Annotated in this window: 10 protein-coding genes, 1 pseudogene and 1 riboswitch; of the genes and pseudogenes, 7 read left to right on the forward strand and 4 right to left on the reverse strand. The window is 73.4% G+C overall.

Annotated elements, in window-relative coordinates:
• Positions 1-8: 8 nt before the first annotated feature.
• Positions 9-86, reverse strand: a riboswitch (ZMP/ZTP riboswitch).
• Positions 87-225: 139 nt separating this feature from the next.
• Positions 226-996 carry an SDR family NAD(P)-dependent oxidoreductase gene (locus Q9250_RS12285; RefSeq protein ID WP_306232166.1) on the forward strand — a complete coding sequence of 257 codons (771 nt, stop codon included), beginning with the start codon at positions 226-228 and terminating at the stop codon, positions 994-996.
• A gap of 18 nt (positions 997-1,014) precedes the next feature.
• Entirely contained in the window at positions 1,015-1,530 is a 516-nt protein-coding gene (locus Q9250_RS12290; RefSeq protein ID WP_306232167.1) for a DinB family protein, read from the forward strand.
• Between the two features lie 205 nt (positions 1,531-1,735).
• Here Q9250_RS12290 and Q9250_RS12295 read toward each other — a convergent pair whose 3' ends face one another.
• A complete protein-coding gene (locus Q9250_RS12295; protein WP_306232168.1) occupies positions 1,736-5,365 on the reverse strand; it encodes a bifunctional proline dehydrogenase/L-glutamate gamma-semialdehyde dehydrogenase in 3,630 nt (1,209 codons plus the stop codon).
• 138 nt (positions 5,366-5,503) lie between these two features.
• Between Q9250_RS12295 and Q9250_RS12300 the strand changes: the two genes are divergently transcribed.
• Complete coding sequence (locus Q9250_RS12300; protein WP_306232169.1) at positions 5,504-6,394, forward strand: LysR substrate-binding domain-containing protein; 891 nt, start codon at positions 5,504-5,506, stop codon at positions 6,392-6,394.
• A 48-nt stretch (positions 6,395-6,442) separates the two neighbouring features.
• On the opposite strand, the gene Q9250_RS12305 is transcribed toward Q9250_RS12300, so the two are convergent.
• The gene (locus Q9250_RS12305; protein WP_306232170.1) at positions 6,443-7,666 is read right to left on the reverse strand and encodes an MFS transporter; all 1,224 of its coding nucleotides are present in this window, start codon (positions 7,664-7,666) and stop codon (positions 6,443-6,445) included.
• Positions 7,667-7,702: 36 nt separating this feature from the next.
• Between Q9250_RS12305 and purU the strand changes: the two genes are divergently transcribed.
• Together purU and Q9250_RS12315 are read left to right on the forward strand one after the other, a co-directional pair.
• Positions 7,703-8,554, forward strand: a complete 852-nt coding sequence (purU, locus tag Q9250_RS12310) for a formyltetrahydrofolate deformylase (RefSeq protein WP_306232171.1) — start codon at positions 7,703-7,705, stop codon at positions 8,552-8,554.
• A gap of 111 nt (positions 8,555-8,665) precedes the next feature.
• Positions 8,666-11,209 carry an ExeM/NucH family extracellular endonuclease gene (locus Q9250_RS12315; protein ID WP_306232172.1) on the forward strand — a complete coding sequence of 848 codons (2,544 nt, stop codon included), beginning with the start codon at positions 8,666-8,668 and terminating at the stop codon, positions 11,207-11,209.
• Between the two features lie 80 nt (positions 11,210-11,289).
• On the opposite strand, the gene Q9250_RS12320 is transcribed toward Q9250_RS12315, so the two are convergent.
• Positions 11,290-14,730: an error-prone DNA polymerase gene (locus Q9250_RS12320; RefSeq protein ID WP_306232173.1), complete on the reverse strand. Its 3,441-nt coding sequence runs from the start codon at positions 14,728-14,730 to the stop codon at positions 11,290-11,292.
• A gap of 87 nt (positions 14,731-14,817) precedes the next feature.
• Positions 14,818-15,069, reverse strand: coding sequence for a hypothetical protein (locus Q9250_RS12325; RefSeq protein ID WP_306232174.1), 252 nt, complete (start codon positions 15,067-15,069; stop codon positions 14,818-14,820).
• Between the two features lie 104 nt (positions 15,070-15,173).
• On the opposite strand from Q9250_RS12325, the pseudogene Q9250_RS14200 reads away from it, so the two are divergent.
• Positions 15,174-15,230, forward strand: a pseudogene (locus Q9250_RS14200) (hypothetical protein); the annotation flags it as partial.
• Positions 15,231-15,350: 120 nt separating this feature from the next.
• Positions 15,351-16,070, forward strand: coding sequence for an ABC-2 transporter permease (locus Q9250_RS12330; protein WP_306232175.1), 720 nt, complete (start codon positions 15,351-15,353; stop codon positions 16,068-16,070).
• Positions 16,071-16,125 lie beyond the last annotated feature (55 nt).

Raw genomic sequence — 16,125 nt, forward strand, 5'->3', positions numbered from 1 at the left:
GTCGCTGGTTCGGATGCCCAGGCGCGCGGCGGCTGTCGGCCGCTCCCCGGTGGTGCTCCACCTCTGCGCCAGTCACGGCCGCTCTCATCGTAGCCGCGGCACGACGACGACGGCGGATGCGTGCGGTCCGGCAACCCCGTGCAGCGGCTCGAGCAATCGTCATAGTCGCGTCATAGAGAGAGACCGCAGTCTGACGCCAGGCAGTTCAACGACAGAGGAGCACGCATGGGCGTCATCGATCTCACCGGCAAGGTCGCCGTCATCACCGGCGCGGGCAGCGGCATCGGCCGCGCGACCGCGCAGCTGTTCGCCGAGCTCGGTGCGACCGTCGTCGTCAGCGACATCGCCGGGACTGCCGACGAGACCGTCGCGACCATCGAGGCCGCCGGCTGCACCGCATCCGCCGTCATCGGTGACATCGGTGACGTCGCCGTCGCCGATTCCATTGTCGCGGCGGCCGTCGAGCGCTACGGCAAGCTCGACGTGCTCGTCAACAACGCGGGCATCATGGATCGCTTCGCGGGCGCGGCGACCACCGAGGACGATGTCTGGCGGCGCATCATGCGCGTGAACCTCGACGGCCCGTTCTTCCTGACGCGCGCGGCGCTGCGGGTGATGCTGCCGGCCGGTGGCGGCTCGATCGTGAACGTCGCCTCGGCGGCTGGCATCCGCGGCGCGGCTGCCGGAGCCGCGTACACGGCCTCGAAGCACGCCGTCGTGGGCCTCACCCGCAACACGGCCTACACCTACGGCAAGCAGGGCATCCGCGCGAACGCCGTGGCACCCGGCGGCGTCGAGACCAACGTGATGACGGCTGACATCCAGCAGCACATCGACATGGAGAGCATGGGCGCGATCACGCCGGTGCACCAGTCGGCGCTGCGCGTGGCGCAGCCGATCGAGCAGGCGAACCTGCTGGCGTTCCTCGCCTCCGATGCGGCGAGCAATGTGAACGGCGCCATCATCCCGAACGATGGCGGGTGGTTCGCGGGCTGAGCGTGCTTGGATCGGCGCATGGCCGAAGACGACCGCATCCGCTCGCTCCTGCTCGCCGCGCTCGACCGGCAGCGGCAGCACGTGCTCGAGTCGCTCGAGGGCCTCACGGACGCGCAGCTGCGCTCCCCCGCGCTGCCGTCCGGCTGGTCGCCGATCGGGCTCGTGCGGCATCTGACGCTCGGCGGCGAGCGCTACTGGCTGCACACCGTGATGGCCGGTGAGCCGCTCGACTACTGGCCCGCAGACGACGCCGAGCTCGACCAGGGGCGGCCTGCAGACTGGCGAGTCGGCGCCGACGAGGCGACGGATGCGGTGGTGCGCGAGTACCACGACGCGATCGCCCGCTCTGACGAGATCGTCGCCGGGCTCCCGCTCTCTGCGGCGCCGCTGCGACCCGAGCCGGAGTGGCCCGAGGGCCGGTTCGCCGACCTGGCCGCGGTGCTGCTGCACGTGATCCTCGATGCGGCGACGCACGCCGGCCACCTCGATGCGGCGCGCGAGCTCATCGACGGGCGGCAGCACCTGGTGCTGTAGGAGCCCCCGCGCGCCCCGCGTGCGCCCCGCGCGCACTCCGAGCGCGCCCCGCGCGCACTCCGCGTGCGCTCGACCCATTCCACCAATGGTGACCTGGTGCACCGGGTCGCGGTTGGTGGAAGGGGTCCACGAAAAGCGGCGACGTGGGCCGACGCGCACGGGCCCGCCTCACGAGGAGGCGGGACCGTGCGGCGACCGGACTCGCTCAGATGAGCGCGTCGGTGAGGTGGTTCGGCGTGCCGAAGCGGTGCGCCGTGATGGCGATCGCCTGCTCGCGCAGGAACGGCAGCAGCTCGACGCGGCCAGCCTCGGTCACCGGGTGCGCCACGATCGCGAGATCGGGGCGGCCGTCGACCGCCTCGGCCAGCAGCCGCACGCCTTCAGCGACGGTGCCGTCGGCGGCGAGGTAGCGGATGCGTCCCTGCGGCGGGCGCGCCGCCACGGCCCGGAAGGCGGCGTCGTCGTGCACCTCGACGGCGACTCCCGCCGCCGCGAACGCCGCGCGCACCGCGGGAGCGGGCTCGATCGCCGACGAGACGCGCACCTCGGCGCCCGCCCGCAGCGACGCGGCCACGACCCGCGCGAGCTGCGCGATGCGACCGCCCTCGGCCAGCCGGACGACCACGCCCGGCATCGGCAGGTGCCGCAGGATGTCGCGCTCGGCCGACAGCTGCTGCACGTCGAGCGCGACGCCCAGCTCGCTCGCCCAGACCTGCTGGTCGGAGCCGGCCGCGCGGCGGAGCGCAGCCGCCTCGTCGGCCGTCACGGACGCATCGGCCGTCACCGACGCATCCGCCCCCTTCGACGCCCCGGCGCGTGCCAGCGACTCGACCGCGTCGACGATCGTCTGCACCGCGGGCAGCGCGATCGGCGCGACCGAGCGCGCCTCGGCCGTGCGCCAGTCGACGAGCGGCATCAGGTAGCTCGGCCCGCCCGCCTTGGTGGTGGGGCCGACGACCGAGCGCTTCCAGCCGCCGAAGGGCTGCCGCTGCACGATGGCGCCGGTGATGCCGCGATTGACGTAGAGGTTGCCGGCCTCGACCGTGTCGAGCCACCGGCCGATCTCGTCGGGGTCGAGCGAGTGCAGGCCCGACGTGAGGCCGTAGTCGACGGCGTTCACGAGCGCGATGGCCTCGTCGAGCGTCTCGACGCGCATGACGCCGAGGATCGGCCCGAAGTACTCGGTCTGGTGGAACTCGCTGCCCGCCTGCACGCCGGCGCGCACGCCCGGGCTCCAGAGCTTGCCGGAGTCGTCGAGCCGCTGCGGCTCGACCACCCACGACTCGCCTTCGCCGAGGGTCGTGAGGCCCTCGAGCAGCTTGCCCTCGGCCGGCGCGATGACCGGGCCCATCTGGGCGGTCGCCTCCCACGGCATGCCGACCGTGAGCGAGCGCACGCCGTCGACGAGTTGGTTGTGCAGCCGCTTCGAGCGGCCGGCCTGGCCGACCAGGATCGCCAGCGACGCGGCCGAGCACTTCTGCCCCGCGTGGCCGAAAGCGCTCGCCACGATGTCCTTCGCGGCCAGGTCGTAGTCGGCGCTGGGCGTGACGATGATGGCGTTCTTGCCGCTCGTCTCGGCGAGCAGCGGCAGATCGGGGCGGATGCGTCGGAAGGCCTGGGCGGTCTCGAAGCCGCCGGTGAGGATCACGCGCTCGACCCGCGGGTCGCCGATCAGCCGGTCGCCGAGCGAGCGCTCCCCCAGCTGCACGAGCTGCAGCACGTCGCGCGGCACGCCGGCGGCCCAGAGCGCGTCGACCATCATCGCGCCGGTGCGCGCGGTGGCGCGAGCGGGCTTGACGATGACGGATGCGCCGGTCGCGAGCGCCGCGAGCGTCGAGCCTGCGGGAATGGCGATCGGGAAGTTCCACGGCGGGGTGACCGCGATGAGCTTCGCCGGCACCGCGACGGCGCCGTCGACGCGGTCGAGGTCGCGGGCGCGCTCGGCGTAGTAGTGGGCGAAGTCGACGGCCTCCGACACCTCGGGGTCGGACTGGTCGAGGGTCTTGCCTGCCTCGCTGGCCGCGACCTCCATCAACTCAGCGCGGCGCGCCTCGAGCTCGCGGCCGGCGCGGTGCAGGATCTCGGCGCGCTCGTCGCCCGAGAGCGCGCGCCAGGCGTCGTTCGCGGCGATCGCCGTCTCGATCGTCGTCTCGAGCGCGTCGGCGTCGCGCAGGGTCGCGGCCTCGACGAGGTCGACGCCCAGCGTCGAGGTGCGGGCGCGCTCGCGGATGCCCGCGGCCCACGCCTGGTTGGCCGGCAGCGACGGGTCGGTGTCGGGAGCGTTCTCGAACCCGGTCTCCGAGACGTCGGCAGACGCATCCGCCCCCGTCCTGTCCTGGTCGCGGTGCGTGGCGAGCGCCGGCGCCGCGAGCGCGTCGAGCGAGGCGAGGAAGCGGTCGCGCTCGCGCGCGAACAGCCACTCGTCGCTCGCGAGCTCGAAGACGGCCGACATGAAGTTCTCGCGGCTCGCGCCCTCCTCGAGGCGGCGGATCAGGTAGGCGATCGCCACGTCGAACTCGGCGGGGTGCACGACCGGCGTGTAGAGCAGCAGCCCACCCACGTCGCGGCGCACCACCTCGGCCTGGCCCTGCGCCATGCCGAGCAGCATCTCGAACTCGAGGCCCGAGGCCGAGCCCGAGCCCGACTCGATGCCGCGCTGCTTCGCGAGCAGCCACGCGAAGGCGACGTCGAAGAGGTTGTGGCCGGCGACGCCGAGGCGCACGGCGGCGATGCGCTCGGGGGTGAGCGACCACGCGAGCACGCGCTTGTAGTGCGTGTCGCTGTCCTGCTTGGTGTGCCAGGTGGCGAGCGGCCAGCCGTGCAGCGACGCCTCGACGCGCTCCATCGGCAGGTTCGCGCCCTTCACGAGCCGCACCTTGACGGGCGCGCCGCCGGCGGCGATGCGCTCGGCCGCCCACGTCTGCAGGCGCTGCATGGCGCCCATCGCGTCGGGCAGGTAGGCCTGCAGCACGATGCCGCCCTCATAGCCCTCGAGGCCGGGCTCGTCGAGGATCCGCGTGAAGACCGCCATGGTCATCTCGAGGTCCTTGTACTCCTCCATGTCGAGGTTGATGAAGGTCTTCGTCGCGTGCGCGCGGCGGTAGAGCGGCAGCAGTCGCTCGACGACCTCGTCGACGGCGGCGTCGAAGGCGAACGCCTGGTGCGGCGCGGTGGTCGCCGAGACCTTGATCGAGACGTAGTCGACGTCGGGGCGCTCGATGAGCGCGAGCGTGCCGTCGAGGCGGCGGGCGGCCTCGCGGTCGCCGAGCACGGCCTCGCCGAGCAGGTTGACGTTCAGCCGTGCACCGGTGTCGCGGATGCGCTTGATCGCGGCCCCGAGGCGGGCGTCGGTCGCGTCGATGATGAGGTGGCCGACCATCTCGCGCAGCACGCGGCGCGCGATCGGGACCACGATCTGCGGCGCGAGCGGCGCGACCCCGCCGCCGAGCTTGAGCGCCTGGCGCATCGGCCACGGGAGGAAGCCCGGGGCGTCGCCGGCGATGTCGCGCAGCTTGCGCGCGGCGACATGCACATCCTCCGGGCGCACGACGCCGTCGACGAACGCGACGGCGAAGTCGAGGCCCTTGGGGTCGCGAAGCACGCCGGCCAGCTGCTCGGCGCTCGCATCGGCGGGGATGCGCTCGGCGGCCTCCAGCCAAGTGCGCACCTGCGCGACGATCGCGGGAGCGAGCGCTTGCAGGCTCTCGAGCTCGGCCGCGTCGAGGCCGATGTCGGCACCGGTCGCGGTGGCCTCCGCGGCGGCGGCGTCGGCCGCCTTCGCGGTCGCGGCACGCTGCGCCGACGCGGTGGTGGAGGAGGTGGCGGCTGCGCCCATGCGGCTGCCCTTTCGCTGCTGGATCCCTGAGCGCACGGTGGTGCGTCGCGGCAAGTCTGCACCCGCGGATGCATCGCGTACAGTGACGGTTCACGACGGGTATCCGTCGCGAACCGCGATGCTTCTGGAGGCCGCCCCATGCTCGACGTCCGACGCCTGCGGCTGCTGCGCGAGCTGCGGCTGCGCGGCACCATCGCCGCGGTCGCGACCGCGCTCGCGTACGCGCCGAGCGCCGTCTCGCAGCAGCTCTCGGCGCTCGAGCGCGAGGTGGGCGTGCCGCTCACCCGCAAGCAGGGGCGCCGCCTGGCCCTGACCGCCCAGGGTGAGCTGCTCGCCCAGCACGCCGAGGGCATCCTCACCGCCCTTGAGGCCGCCGAGCGCGCGGTCGCGGCCTCGCTCGGGCGATCGCTGGGCACGGTGCGGATCGCGGTGTTCCAGTCGGCGGCGCTCGGCCTCGTGCCGCAGATGCTGCGGCTGCTCGCCGAGACCGCGCCCGAGGTGCGCGTCGAGATGGTGCAGCGCGAGCCCGAGACCGCGCTCTACGACACCTTCGTCGGCGACTTCGACCTGGTCGTCGCCGAGCAGTACCCCGGCCACGCCGCCCCGCAGCACGCGGGCCTCGACCGGCAGCTGCTGATGACCGACGCGCTGCGGCTGGCCGTGCCGCCCGACAGCCCGATCGAGAGGCTGGCGGATGCAGCCGGGTGGCCGTGGGTGATGGAGCCGATCGGTGCCGCCTCACGCCACTTCGGCGAGCAGCAGTGCCGCGTCGCCGGCTTCGAGCCCGACGTGCGCTTCGCGACCGCCGACCTGCAGGCGCAGATGCGGCTGATCGAGACCGGCCACGCGGTCGGCATCATGAATGACCTCACCTGGGCGGGCGAGTCGGTGGGCTTCCGGTTGATCGACCTGCCGGGGGCGCCGCGCCGCGAGGTGTTCACCGCGGCGCGGGCGTCGTCGGTCGGCAACCCCGCGATCGGTGCGGTGCGGGCGGCGCTGCGCGACGCGGTGCCGCAGGGCCTGGCCTGAGGCCGGCCGGCCCGAGCCGCGGCCGCGACCTCGCCGCTGCCGCTCGCGTCAGGCCGTCGGCTGCGTGCGGCGGCGCGCCAGGCCGCGGTCGATCCCGATCAGCACGAGGCTGACCGCGACGCCCGTGAACAGCACCCACGGCAGTGCGCCGGGGCCGAAGGAGTCGAACACCAGCGCGCCGACGAGGGCGCCGGCGCCGATGCCGGTGTTGAACCCCGTCGTGTACCAGGCCATCGCGGGCTGCAGGAAGCGATCCTCGGCGGCGTGCAGCACGCGGGTCTGCAGCAGCGGCGGCAGCGCGCCCATCGCGAAGCCCCACACCAGCACGGCCGCGAAGGTGATCGGCAGCACGGTCGAGAGCGCGAGCGCGACCATCGTGGCCAGCATGAGCACCATGCAGATCACCACTCCCGCGAGCGCGCGGCGGCCGAGCCACACGGCGATGACCACGATCGCGAGCGCCCCCATGACGCCGTAGGCGAGCAGCGCCGGGCTCAGCCATGCCTCGGGCAGCTGCGCGTGCTGCACGAGGTACGGCGAGATGAAGGTGTAGAAGGCGTACTGCCCGGTCATCGCGAGCGTCGTCGAGACGACCGCGATGACGACGCCGCGCACCGACTTGTCGGGGTCGGCGACCGGGATGGCGATCGATCCGGTCTCGGTCGTCGCCACGTCGGCGAGGTGGTCGACGGCCGGCAGCACGCGCCACACCGCGAACGCCGCGACCAGGCAGGCGACGCCCAGCACCGCGAAGGCGGCGCGCCATCCGACGGCCTGCCCGAGCAGGGTCGACAGCGGCAGGCCGAGCACGAACGCCAGCGAGCCGCCCGCGCTCGTGATCGCGACCGCGCGGCCGATCTGCTCCTTCGGCACGAGGTAGGCGGCGTAGGCGCCCACCACCGTCCAGAAGATGCCGTGCGCGAGGCCGCCGACGATGCGCGAGACGACGACCCACTCGTAGGTCGGCGCGAACGCACCGGCCAAGGTCGCGACCGCGAACACCAGCAGCACGCCGATCACGAGCTGATGCCGCGGCAGCCTGCGGGTCAGGCGGATCAGCGGGGTCGACGACAGCACCACCGTGAAGGCGAAGACCGACACGAGCAGGCCGACGGCGCTCTCGGAGACCCCGAGCTCGCGGCTCATCGGCAGCACGAGCCCCATCGGCAGCATCTCGATCGAGATGTTGACGAAGATCGCCAGCGCCAGCACGAGCAGCGCGCCGGTGGGGAACTTCGACGAGCGCTGGTCGGTCGTCGTCTGCTCGCTCACGTCCGAGAGCCTACGCGGGACTCATAGAATCGCCGGGTGAGCGCGAACCACTGGATCCTGTCGTTCGTGTGCGAGGACCGCCCGGGCATCGTGCACGCGATCACGGGCGCCATCGTCGACTGCGGCGGCAACATCACCGAGTCGCAGCAGTTCTCCTCCGCCGACACCGACCGCTTCTTCATGCGGCTGCAGGTCGAGGCCCAGGCCGACCGCGCCGACTTCGAGGCGCGGCTCGCGCCGGTCGTCGAGCGCTACGGCATGCAGTGGCAGCTCGACGACGTGGGCCGCCCGCTGAAGACGCTGGTGCTGGTCTCGAAGGCCGCGCACTGCCTCAACGACATGCTCTTCCGCCAGCGCGCCGGGCAGCTCTCGGTCGACATCCCCCTGGTGATGTCGAACCACGCCGACCTCGGCTCGCTCGCGGCCTTCTACGACGTGCCCTTCGAGCACACGGCGGTGACGGATGCGTCCACGAAGGCCGCGTTCGAGCGTCGCGTGCTCGAGGTGGTCGAGCGGGAGCAGATCGAGCTGGTCGTGCTCGCCCGCTACATGCAGATCCTCTCCCCGGAGCTCTGCGCCGCGCTCGAGGGCCGCATCATCAACATCCACCACTCCTTCCTCCCCGGCTTCAAGGGCGCGAACCCCTACCGCCAGGCGCACGCGCGCGGCGTGAAGCTGATCGGCGCGACCGCCCACTTCGTCACGAGCGACCTCGACGAGGGCCCGATCATCGAGCAGAACGTCGAGCGGGTCGAGCACGCCCAGTCGCCCGAGCAGCTGATCGCCATCGGGCAGGACGTCGAGTCGCGCACCCTGTCGCGCGCGGTGCAGTGGTTCGCCGAGGATCGCGTGCTGCTCGACGGGCAGCGCACCATCATCTTCCGCTGACCCCCTGACGGCTTCAGCAGCCGGTCACCGGATGTTCACGGAAAGGCGTGCATTGCGTCGTCCGCACTGACTAGGTTGTGCGTGACCCCTGCATCACATCGGAGTGGATCTATGCGTGCACGCACCCTGCTCGGCACTGGAACAGTCGCCGCGCTCGCCCTCACGGGCATCGTCGCCTCCCCGGCAGTCGCCGCGGAGCATCCCGTCATCAACGAGTTCTCGGCCGACGTCGACAGCACCGACACGAACGGCGAGTTCGTCGAGCTGCTCGGCGCTCCTGGCACCGACCTCAGCGACTTCTCGCTCGCCATCATCGAGGGCGACAACAACACCAACCTCGGCAAGGTCATCCGCGTCGACGCCGCGCCCTCGCTCGATGCGACCGGCCGCGGCCTCCTGCAGTACCCGCTGAACGGCATCCAGAACAACTCCGCCTCCCTGCTGCTCGTCTCGGGCGCGATCGCCAACGGGCAGGTCGTCGACGCCGACCGTGACGGCGCGATCGACGCGGGGCTCGGCTTCACCGTGATCGACGCCGTGGGCGTCAGCGACGGCGGCGCGGGCGACCTGACCTATGGAGCGGCGCTCGTCACATCGTTCGACGGCGGCACGGCCACCGTTGGCGGCGCCAGCCGCATCCCCGAGGGCACCGACACCGACGCCGCCGCCGACTGGGTGCGCAACGCGTTCTCCGGCGCCGGCATCGAGGGGCGCACCGGCACCCCCGCTCCCGGCCAGGCCTGGAACACCCCCGGCCAGCCGAACCGCGTCGACGAGGTCGAGGAGCCGCCCGCCGATGTCACCTGCGAGTCGGACGCGGTGGCGATCGGCACGGTGCAGGGCACGGGGGCTGCAACCCCCATCGCCGGCCAGACGGTCACCGTGCGCGGCACGGTCGTCGGCGACTGGCAGGTGGGCGGCTTCAACGGCTTCCACCTGCAGGACGCCGGTGACGGCGACGCCGCGACGAGCGATGGCATCTTCGTCTACGCGCCCGGCGCCGTCGAGGTCGCCGAGGGCGACCTGCTGACGGTCACCGGCACCGCCGCCGAGTTCCAGGGCCAGACGCAGCTGACCAACCCGACCGTGCTCGACTGCGGCGACGGCGCGCTGCCGGCGCCGCTCGCGCTCGAGCTGCCGATCGCCGACGAGGAGGCCTTCGAGGGCATGCTCGTCACGCTGACCCAGTCGCTGTCGATCCTCGAGTACTTCAACTACGGCCGCTACGGCGAGGTCGTCGTGGGCACCGACCGCCAGTTCCAGCCGACCGCCGTCGCCGCGCCTGGCTCGGCCGAGGCCGCTGCGATCGCCGCGGCGAACGACGCCAACCGCATCACCATCGACGACGCGCGCTCCTCGCAGAACGCCGACCCCGCCATCCACCCGGGCAACCTCGATGCGTTCACGCTCGAGAACGACTTCCGCGGCGGCGACACGATCACCGGCATCACCGGCGTGCTGGAGTTCCGCAACAGCCTGTGGAAGCTGCAGCCGACCGAGGCGGGCGTCTACACGGCGGTGAACGAGCGCCAGGCTGCGCCCGAGTTCGAGGGCGCATCGCTCGAGGTCGCCTCGTTCAACGTGCTCAACTACTTCACCACGCTGAACAGCCGCGGCGCGGTCACGGCCGAGGAGTTCGAGCGCCAGGAGGCGAAGATCGTCGCCGCGATCGACGAGCTCGACTCGGCCATCGTCGGCCTGCTCGAGATCGAGAACAACGCTGGGCTCGCGCTCGACACCCTGGTCGCCGCGCTCAACGAGGCGGCCGGCCCGAACGCCGACGGCTCCGCGCACTGGGCGGGCATCGACACCGGCCAGCTCGGCACCGACGCGATCACCACCGCGCTCATCTACCAGCCGGCGCTCGTCTCGCCCGAGGGCGCGCACGCGGTGCTCGACTCGTCGATCGACCCCCGCTTCGACACGTCGAAGAACCGCCCCGCGCTCGCGCAGTCGTTCCGCGACCTCGCGACCGGCGGCATCGTCACCGTCGCCGTCAACCACCTGAAGTCGAAGGGCTCCGTGTGCGAGGGCGACTCCGGTGAGCCGGAGCAGGGCAACTGCAACGACGTGCGCACCGCTGCGGCGGCGGCGCTCGCCGACTGGCTCGCCACGAGCCCGACCGGCGTCGACGCTGACGGCTCGCTCATCATCGGCGACCTGAACTCGTACGACCACGAGGACCCGATCACCACCCTCGAGGCTGCCGGCTGGAGCGACCTGCTCAAGGCGTTCGAGGGCGAGGAGGCGTACACCTACGTCTTCGACGGCCAGCTCGGCTACCTCGACTACGGCCTGGCTGACGCCGAGCTGCTGCCGAGCGTCGTGGGCGCGGCCGCCTGGCACGCCAACGCCGACGAGACGAGCCTCATCGACTACACGATGGCGTTCAAGCAGCCCGCGCAGGACGCCCTGTTCGCCCCCGACCCCTACCGCGCGAGCGACCACGACGCCGTCGTGATCGGCCTGGCGTTCGAGGGTGACGAGCCGGAGGAGCCTGGCACCGGCGGTCACCCGGTCTTCGGCGACGACCACCCGGTGCACGGCGACGACCACCCGGGCCGCGGCTTCGACCGCGGCGGCAGCCACCCGGTGTTCGGCGACGACCGCCCGGGCAAGGGCCACGGCCGCGTGGGAGCGCGCACCGCGGTCTGAGCACCGAGCGCACACGGAGGGGTCCGGCCTGATGGCCGGGCCCCTCCGGCGTTCGGGGGCGGATGCGTGGCGCGCGACGGTCAGGCGAAGTCGCGCGAGCGGGGGCTCGGCACGTCGAAGCGGTCGAGCCGGTCGGCGAGCAGCGCGATCACGCCCTCCTCGGTGCGCTGCAGCATGCCCCGCACGATCAGCGCCGGCGCGTGCCGCGCGACCTGCCGCGCGTGCGCCCACAGGCCCTTCGAGACGATCACGTTGAGCATCCCGGTCTCGTCCTCGAGGTTCATGAAGGTCACGCCCTGCGCCGTGCGAGGCCGCTGCCGGTGCGTGACGATCCCCGCCGCCTGCACCCGCCTGCCCGGCTCGGCCGTCGCCAGCCCGGCGATCGGCAGCACGCCGCGCTCGTCGAGCATCGCCCGCGCGTGCCGCACCGGATGGTCGTCGGGCGCGACGCCCGTCGACCAGATGTCGAGCGCCACCTGCTCGGAGGCCGACAGCATCGGCAGCAGCGGCGGCTGCAGGCTCACCTGCGAGCCCTCGAGCTGATCCTCGCGCTCGGTCGAGGCTGGCCCCGCCAGCCACAGCCCCTCACGGCGGTTCACGCCCAGCCCGTCGAGCGCCCCGGCGGTCGCGAGCGCCTCGAGCTCGCCGCGGTCGAGGTCGGCGCGGCGGGCGAGGTCGTGCATGTCGTGCAGCGGCCGCTCCTCGCGCGCCGCCACGATCCGCTCCGCCGCCGCCCGGCCGACGCCCGCGACGCCCGCGAGCCCCATCCGCACCGCGAACCCCGCATCGCGGCGATGCCGGCCGCGCATCGCCCGCGTCTCCGAGGCGACCGGCGGCACCGGCGGCTGGTCGCGCTCCAGGCAGGCGTCGAGTCCGGCCCGCCCAGGACCGGAAGGCACCGCCGCCCCGCGCGTCGTCTGCCGCTCGAGACCCGCGTCGACACCCGAGACGACCACGTCGGGACGCAGGGTCTCGACGCCGTGCCGCAGCGCATCCGCCACCAGCGACTGCGGCGACCAGAACCCCATCGGCTGGCTGCGCAGCAGCCCGGCGAGGAACGCCGCCGGGTAGTGCAGCTTCAGCCACGACGAGGCGTAGACGAGCTTGCCGAACGCGAGCGAGTGCGACTCGGCGAAGCCGAAGCCCGCGAACGCCTCGATCTTGCGGTAGATCGCCTCGCCCGTCTCGGGCGAGATGCCGTTCGCCGCCATGCCCTCGAACAGCTTCGCCCTGAGCGCCTCGATCTTCTCCTTCGAGCGCTTCGAGCCGATCGCGCGCCGCAGCTGGTCGGCCTCACCGGCGTCGAAGCCGCCGACCGCGACCGACATCTGCATCAGCTGCTCCTGGAACAGCGGCACCCCCAGCGTGCGCTCGAGCACCGGCTCGAGCAGCGGGTGCGCGTACGTCACCGGCTCCTTGCCCGCCCGGCGGCGGAGGTACGGATGCACGGCGTCGCCCTGGATGGGCCCTGGACGGATGAGCGCGATCTCGATCACCAGGTCGTAGAACGAGCGCGGCTTCAGCCTCGGCAGCGTCGCCATCTGCGCCCGCGACTCCACCTGGAACACGCCCACCGCATCGCCCTCGCAGAGCATGTCGTAGACGCCCGCCTCCTCGGCGGGGATGGTCGCGAGCGTCCACGTCTCCCCCAGGTGCTCGGCCGCGAGCGCGAGGGTGTGCGACAGCGCGCCGAGCATGCCCAGGCCCAGCAGGTCGAACTTGACCAGCCCCATCCACTCGCAGTCGTCCTTGTCCCACTGCAGCACCGTGCGGTTCGGCATGCGGGCGGGCTCGATGGGGCACACCGAGCCGACCGGCTCCTCGGTGAGCACCATGCCGCCGGAGTGGATGCCGAGGTGCCGGGGCGCGTGCAGGAACTCGGCGGCCAGCAGCGACACCTGCTCGGGGATCGTGTCGACGTCGATCTTCGAGTACGACTCGACCGACTTCGACCAGGCGTTCTGCTGCCCGACGGCGTAGCCGAGCGCCTTCGCGGCGTCGCGCACCGCCGACTTCGGGCGGTAGGTGATGACGTTCGCCACCTGCGCCGCGTTGCGGCGGCCGTAGCGCTCGTACACGTGCTGGATCACCTCCTCGCGGCGGCCGGCGTCGAAGTCGATGTCGATGTCGGGCTCTTCCTCGCGCATCATCGAGATGAAGCGCTCGAACGGCAGCCGGTAGCGAATCGGGTCGACCGCGGTGATGCCGAGGATGAAGCAGACCGCGCTCGCGACCGCCGAGCCGCGGCCCTGGCAGAGGATGCCGCGGCCGTGCGCGAACTCGGAGATCTCGAACACGATCAGGAAGTAGCCGGCGAAGCCCTTCTGCTCGATGAGGCCCAGCTCGTGCTCGAGCCGCTCGGCGACCTCGGGGCGCGGCAGGCGGCCGGCGCCGCTGGGATCGGGCACCGTGTCGTAGACGCGCGGCAGCCGCTCGGCGACCAGCTCGCGCAACCACTCCATCGGCGTCTGCCCGTCGGGCGTCTCGATCACCGGCAGACGGGGGGATGCGGCACGCAGGTCGAAGGCGAGCTCGCGTCCGAGCGCCGCGGCCGTACCGACCGCGCCTGGGAAGGCGCGGAAGCGGCGGGCCATCACGTCGCCCGAGCGCAGCGACGGGACGCCGCCCGCGGGCAGCCACGCGTCGAGCTCGTCGATCGAGCGGTGGGCGCGCACCGCGGCGACCGCGTCGCCCAGCCACTGCCGCTCGGGGGATGCGACGTGGGCGTTGGTGGTGGCGATCACCGGCAGGCTGCGGGCGCGGGCGAGCTCGGCGAGCACGCTGTTGCGCTCGAAGTCGCGCGGGTCGCCGATGTCGCTCAGCTCGACCACGACGCGGTCGCGGCCGAACAGCGACGTGAGGCGGTCGAGCTCGTGACCGGACGCATCCGCCCCCTGCTCGTTCGCGCCGTGGCGGTCGAGCGCCTGGCGCACGGCCCCCTTGCGGCAGCCCGAGAGGATCATCCACTCGCCGCGCGCCGTCTCGGCGAGCCGCTCGAGCGCGAAGATGGGGCGGCCCTTCTCGCCCGGGCCGTGATGGTCGGTCGCGAGGTAGCCGTCGGTGAGCGCGGTGGCGAGCGCCGTGTAGCCCGCGGGGCCGGTCGCGAGCGCCACCAGGTGGCTGCCGTCGGGATCGGGGATGCCGTTCTGCGGCGTCTCGAGACCGAGCGTGAACTCGGTGCCGAAGACCGTCGGCAGCTGCGCCTCGGCGGCCGCCTCGGCGAAGCGCACCGCCCCGTAGAGGCCGTCGTGGTCGACGAGCGCGAGCGCCTCGAGGCCCAGCCGGCGGGCCTCGTTGACGAGCTCGGCCGGGCTCGAGGCGCCGTCGAGGAAGGAGTAGTGCGAGTGCGCGTGCAGCTCGGCGTAGGGGGTCGTCGCGCCCTCGCCGGGCACGCGGATGCGCGGGCGGCGGGCCTCGTCGAGCTCGGCGGCGCGGCCCGTCCTGCCGGCGCTGACGTCGCGGTCGGAGAGGATGCCCTCGAGCTCGCGCCAGGGCATCGACGGGTTGTTCCAGCCGGCCATCAGGCACCCGCCGTCCCCTCGATCTCAACGTGCGAGGTGCGCACTCGGCGCACCACCTGCGGCGAGTGCGCACCTGACACGTTGAGATCAGGCATAGCGGCCCTCCGCCAGCCAGGCGCCGTCGGCGTGGAGCAGCACCCACGCCTCGCCCTCGCCGTCGAGGATCTGCACGCGGTGCACGGTGTCGCCCAGGTCGCGGCGGCGGATCGGCCAGGGCCCCGCCCACGCGACGACCCGGCGCCGCGCGGCGGCGGGCGGCGAGAACATCGCCGGGCTGCCCTCGCGCACGTCGAGCCGGCTCGCCTCGACGCTCTCGCCGGCCACGTCGAGCAGCCGCACGGGCAGCGGCGGCCGGAAGACGACCGCGGGCCGCGGCGGCCGCCGCGCAGCTCGCCGACGGCCTCGCCCAGCTCGACGGCGGCTTCGGCGCCTCGGTCAGCGGCGCCGCGCAGCTGGCCGACGGCACCGGCTCGCTCGCCGGTGGGCTCGAGGAGCTGGAGACGGGCGCGATCGCGCTCGCCGACGGCACGCGCGCCGCCGGCAGCGGCGCGGCGCAGCTGGGCGACGGCGCGAGCGAGCTCGGCGCGGGACTGCGCCAGAGCGTCGACGCGCTGCCGCAGGTGAGCGACGCCGAGCTGGCCGACCTCTCGGAGGTCGCCACGAGCCCGGTCGGCTTCGACCTCGACGAGCAGGGGGCGCTGCCGAGCGGCGAGGCGCGCGTCGCCTCGCTCGCCGTGCCGATCGGCCTCTGGCTGGGCGCGCTCGCGCTCGTGCTCGCGCTGGCCCGCAGCGCCCGCCGCATCGCCGCCTCGGCCGAGTCCGACGGGCGCGTGCTGGCCACGATGCTGATCCGCTCGGCGTGGGTGGTGGCGCTGCAGTCGGTGCTGGCGACGGTCGTCGTGCACGCCATCGGCGGCGTCAGCTGGGCGGCGAGCCCGGCGACGCTCGGCGTCGCGCTGCTGTTCGCCGGCGTGGCGACCCTGCTGCACCTCGCCTTCGTCGCGTGGTGGGGGCCGGTGGGCACTGCGGTGTCGGTTGTGCTGCTGGGCCTGCAGGCGGTCGCCGCCGGCGGGATCCTGCCCCGCGACGTGCTCGGCGTGCCGTTCGCCGACATCGCGCCGGTGCTGCCGATGACGCACGCGGTGGATGCGCTGCAGGCGATCGCGGCCGGCACCGGGGGAGCGGCCGGCACCGCAGCGGTGGGCGGTGCGGTCGCGATGCTCGTGCTGTTCGTGCTGCTGGGGCTGCTGGCGGCCTTCCTGGCGGTGCGCGCCGCCCGGCGACGCATGACCGGGGAGCGGATCCGGGCGCTCGACGCCCTCGCCTCCGCGGGAGCGTGACGGAGCCGAGCGCGACCTGCGGAGGACCGCGCCCCGGGGGCGGTCGCCGACGGCT

The sequence above is a fragment of the Agrococcus beijingensis genome (genome assembly GCF_030758955.1).
Classification (GTDB): Bacteria; Actinomycetota; Actinomycetes; order Actinomycetales; family Microbacteriaceae; genus Agrococcus; species Agrococcus beijingensis.

What these genes read in the sequence shown, in the direction of transcription:
- Q9250_RS12320 (WP_306232173.1), bottom strand. Translation starts at nt 14,730, where the DNA reads ATGGCCGGCTGGAACAACCCGTCGATGCCCTGGCGCGAGCTCGAGGGC.
- Q9250_RS12295 (WP_306232168.1), bottom strand. Translation starts at nt 5,365, where the DNA reads ATGGGCGCAGCCGCCACCTCCTCCACCACCGCGTCGGCGCAGCGTGCC.
- Q9250_RS12290 (WP_306232167.1), top strand. Translation starts at nt 1,015, where the DNA reads ATGGCCGAAGACGACCGCATCCGCTCGCTCCTGCTCGCCGCGCTCGAC.
- Q9250_RS12285 (WP_306232166.1), top strand. Translation starts at nt 226, where the DNA reads ATGGGCGTCATCGATCTCACCGGCAAGGTCGCCGTCATCACCGGCGCG.
- Q9250_RS12315 (WP_306232172.1), top strand. Translation starts at nt 8,666, where the DNA reads ATGCGTGCACGCACCCTGCTCGGCACTGGAACAGTCGCCGCGCTCGCC.
- Q9250_RS12300 (WP_306232169.1), top strand. Translation starts at nt 5,504, where the DNA reads ATGCTCGACGTCCGACGCCTGCGGCTGCTGCGCGAGCTGCGGCTGCGC.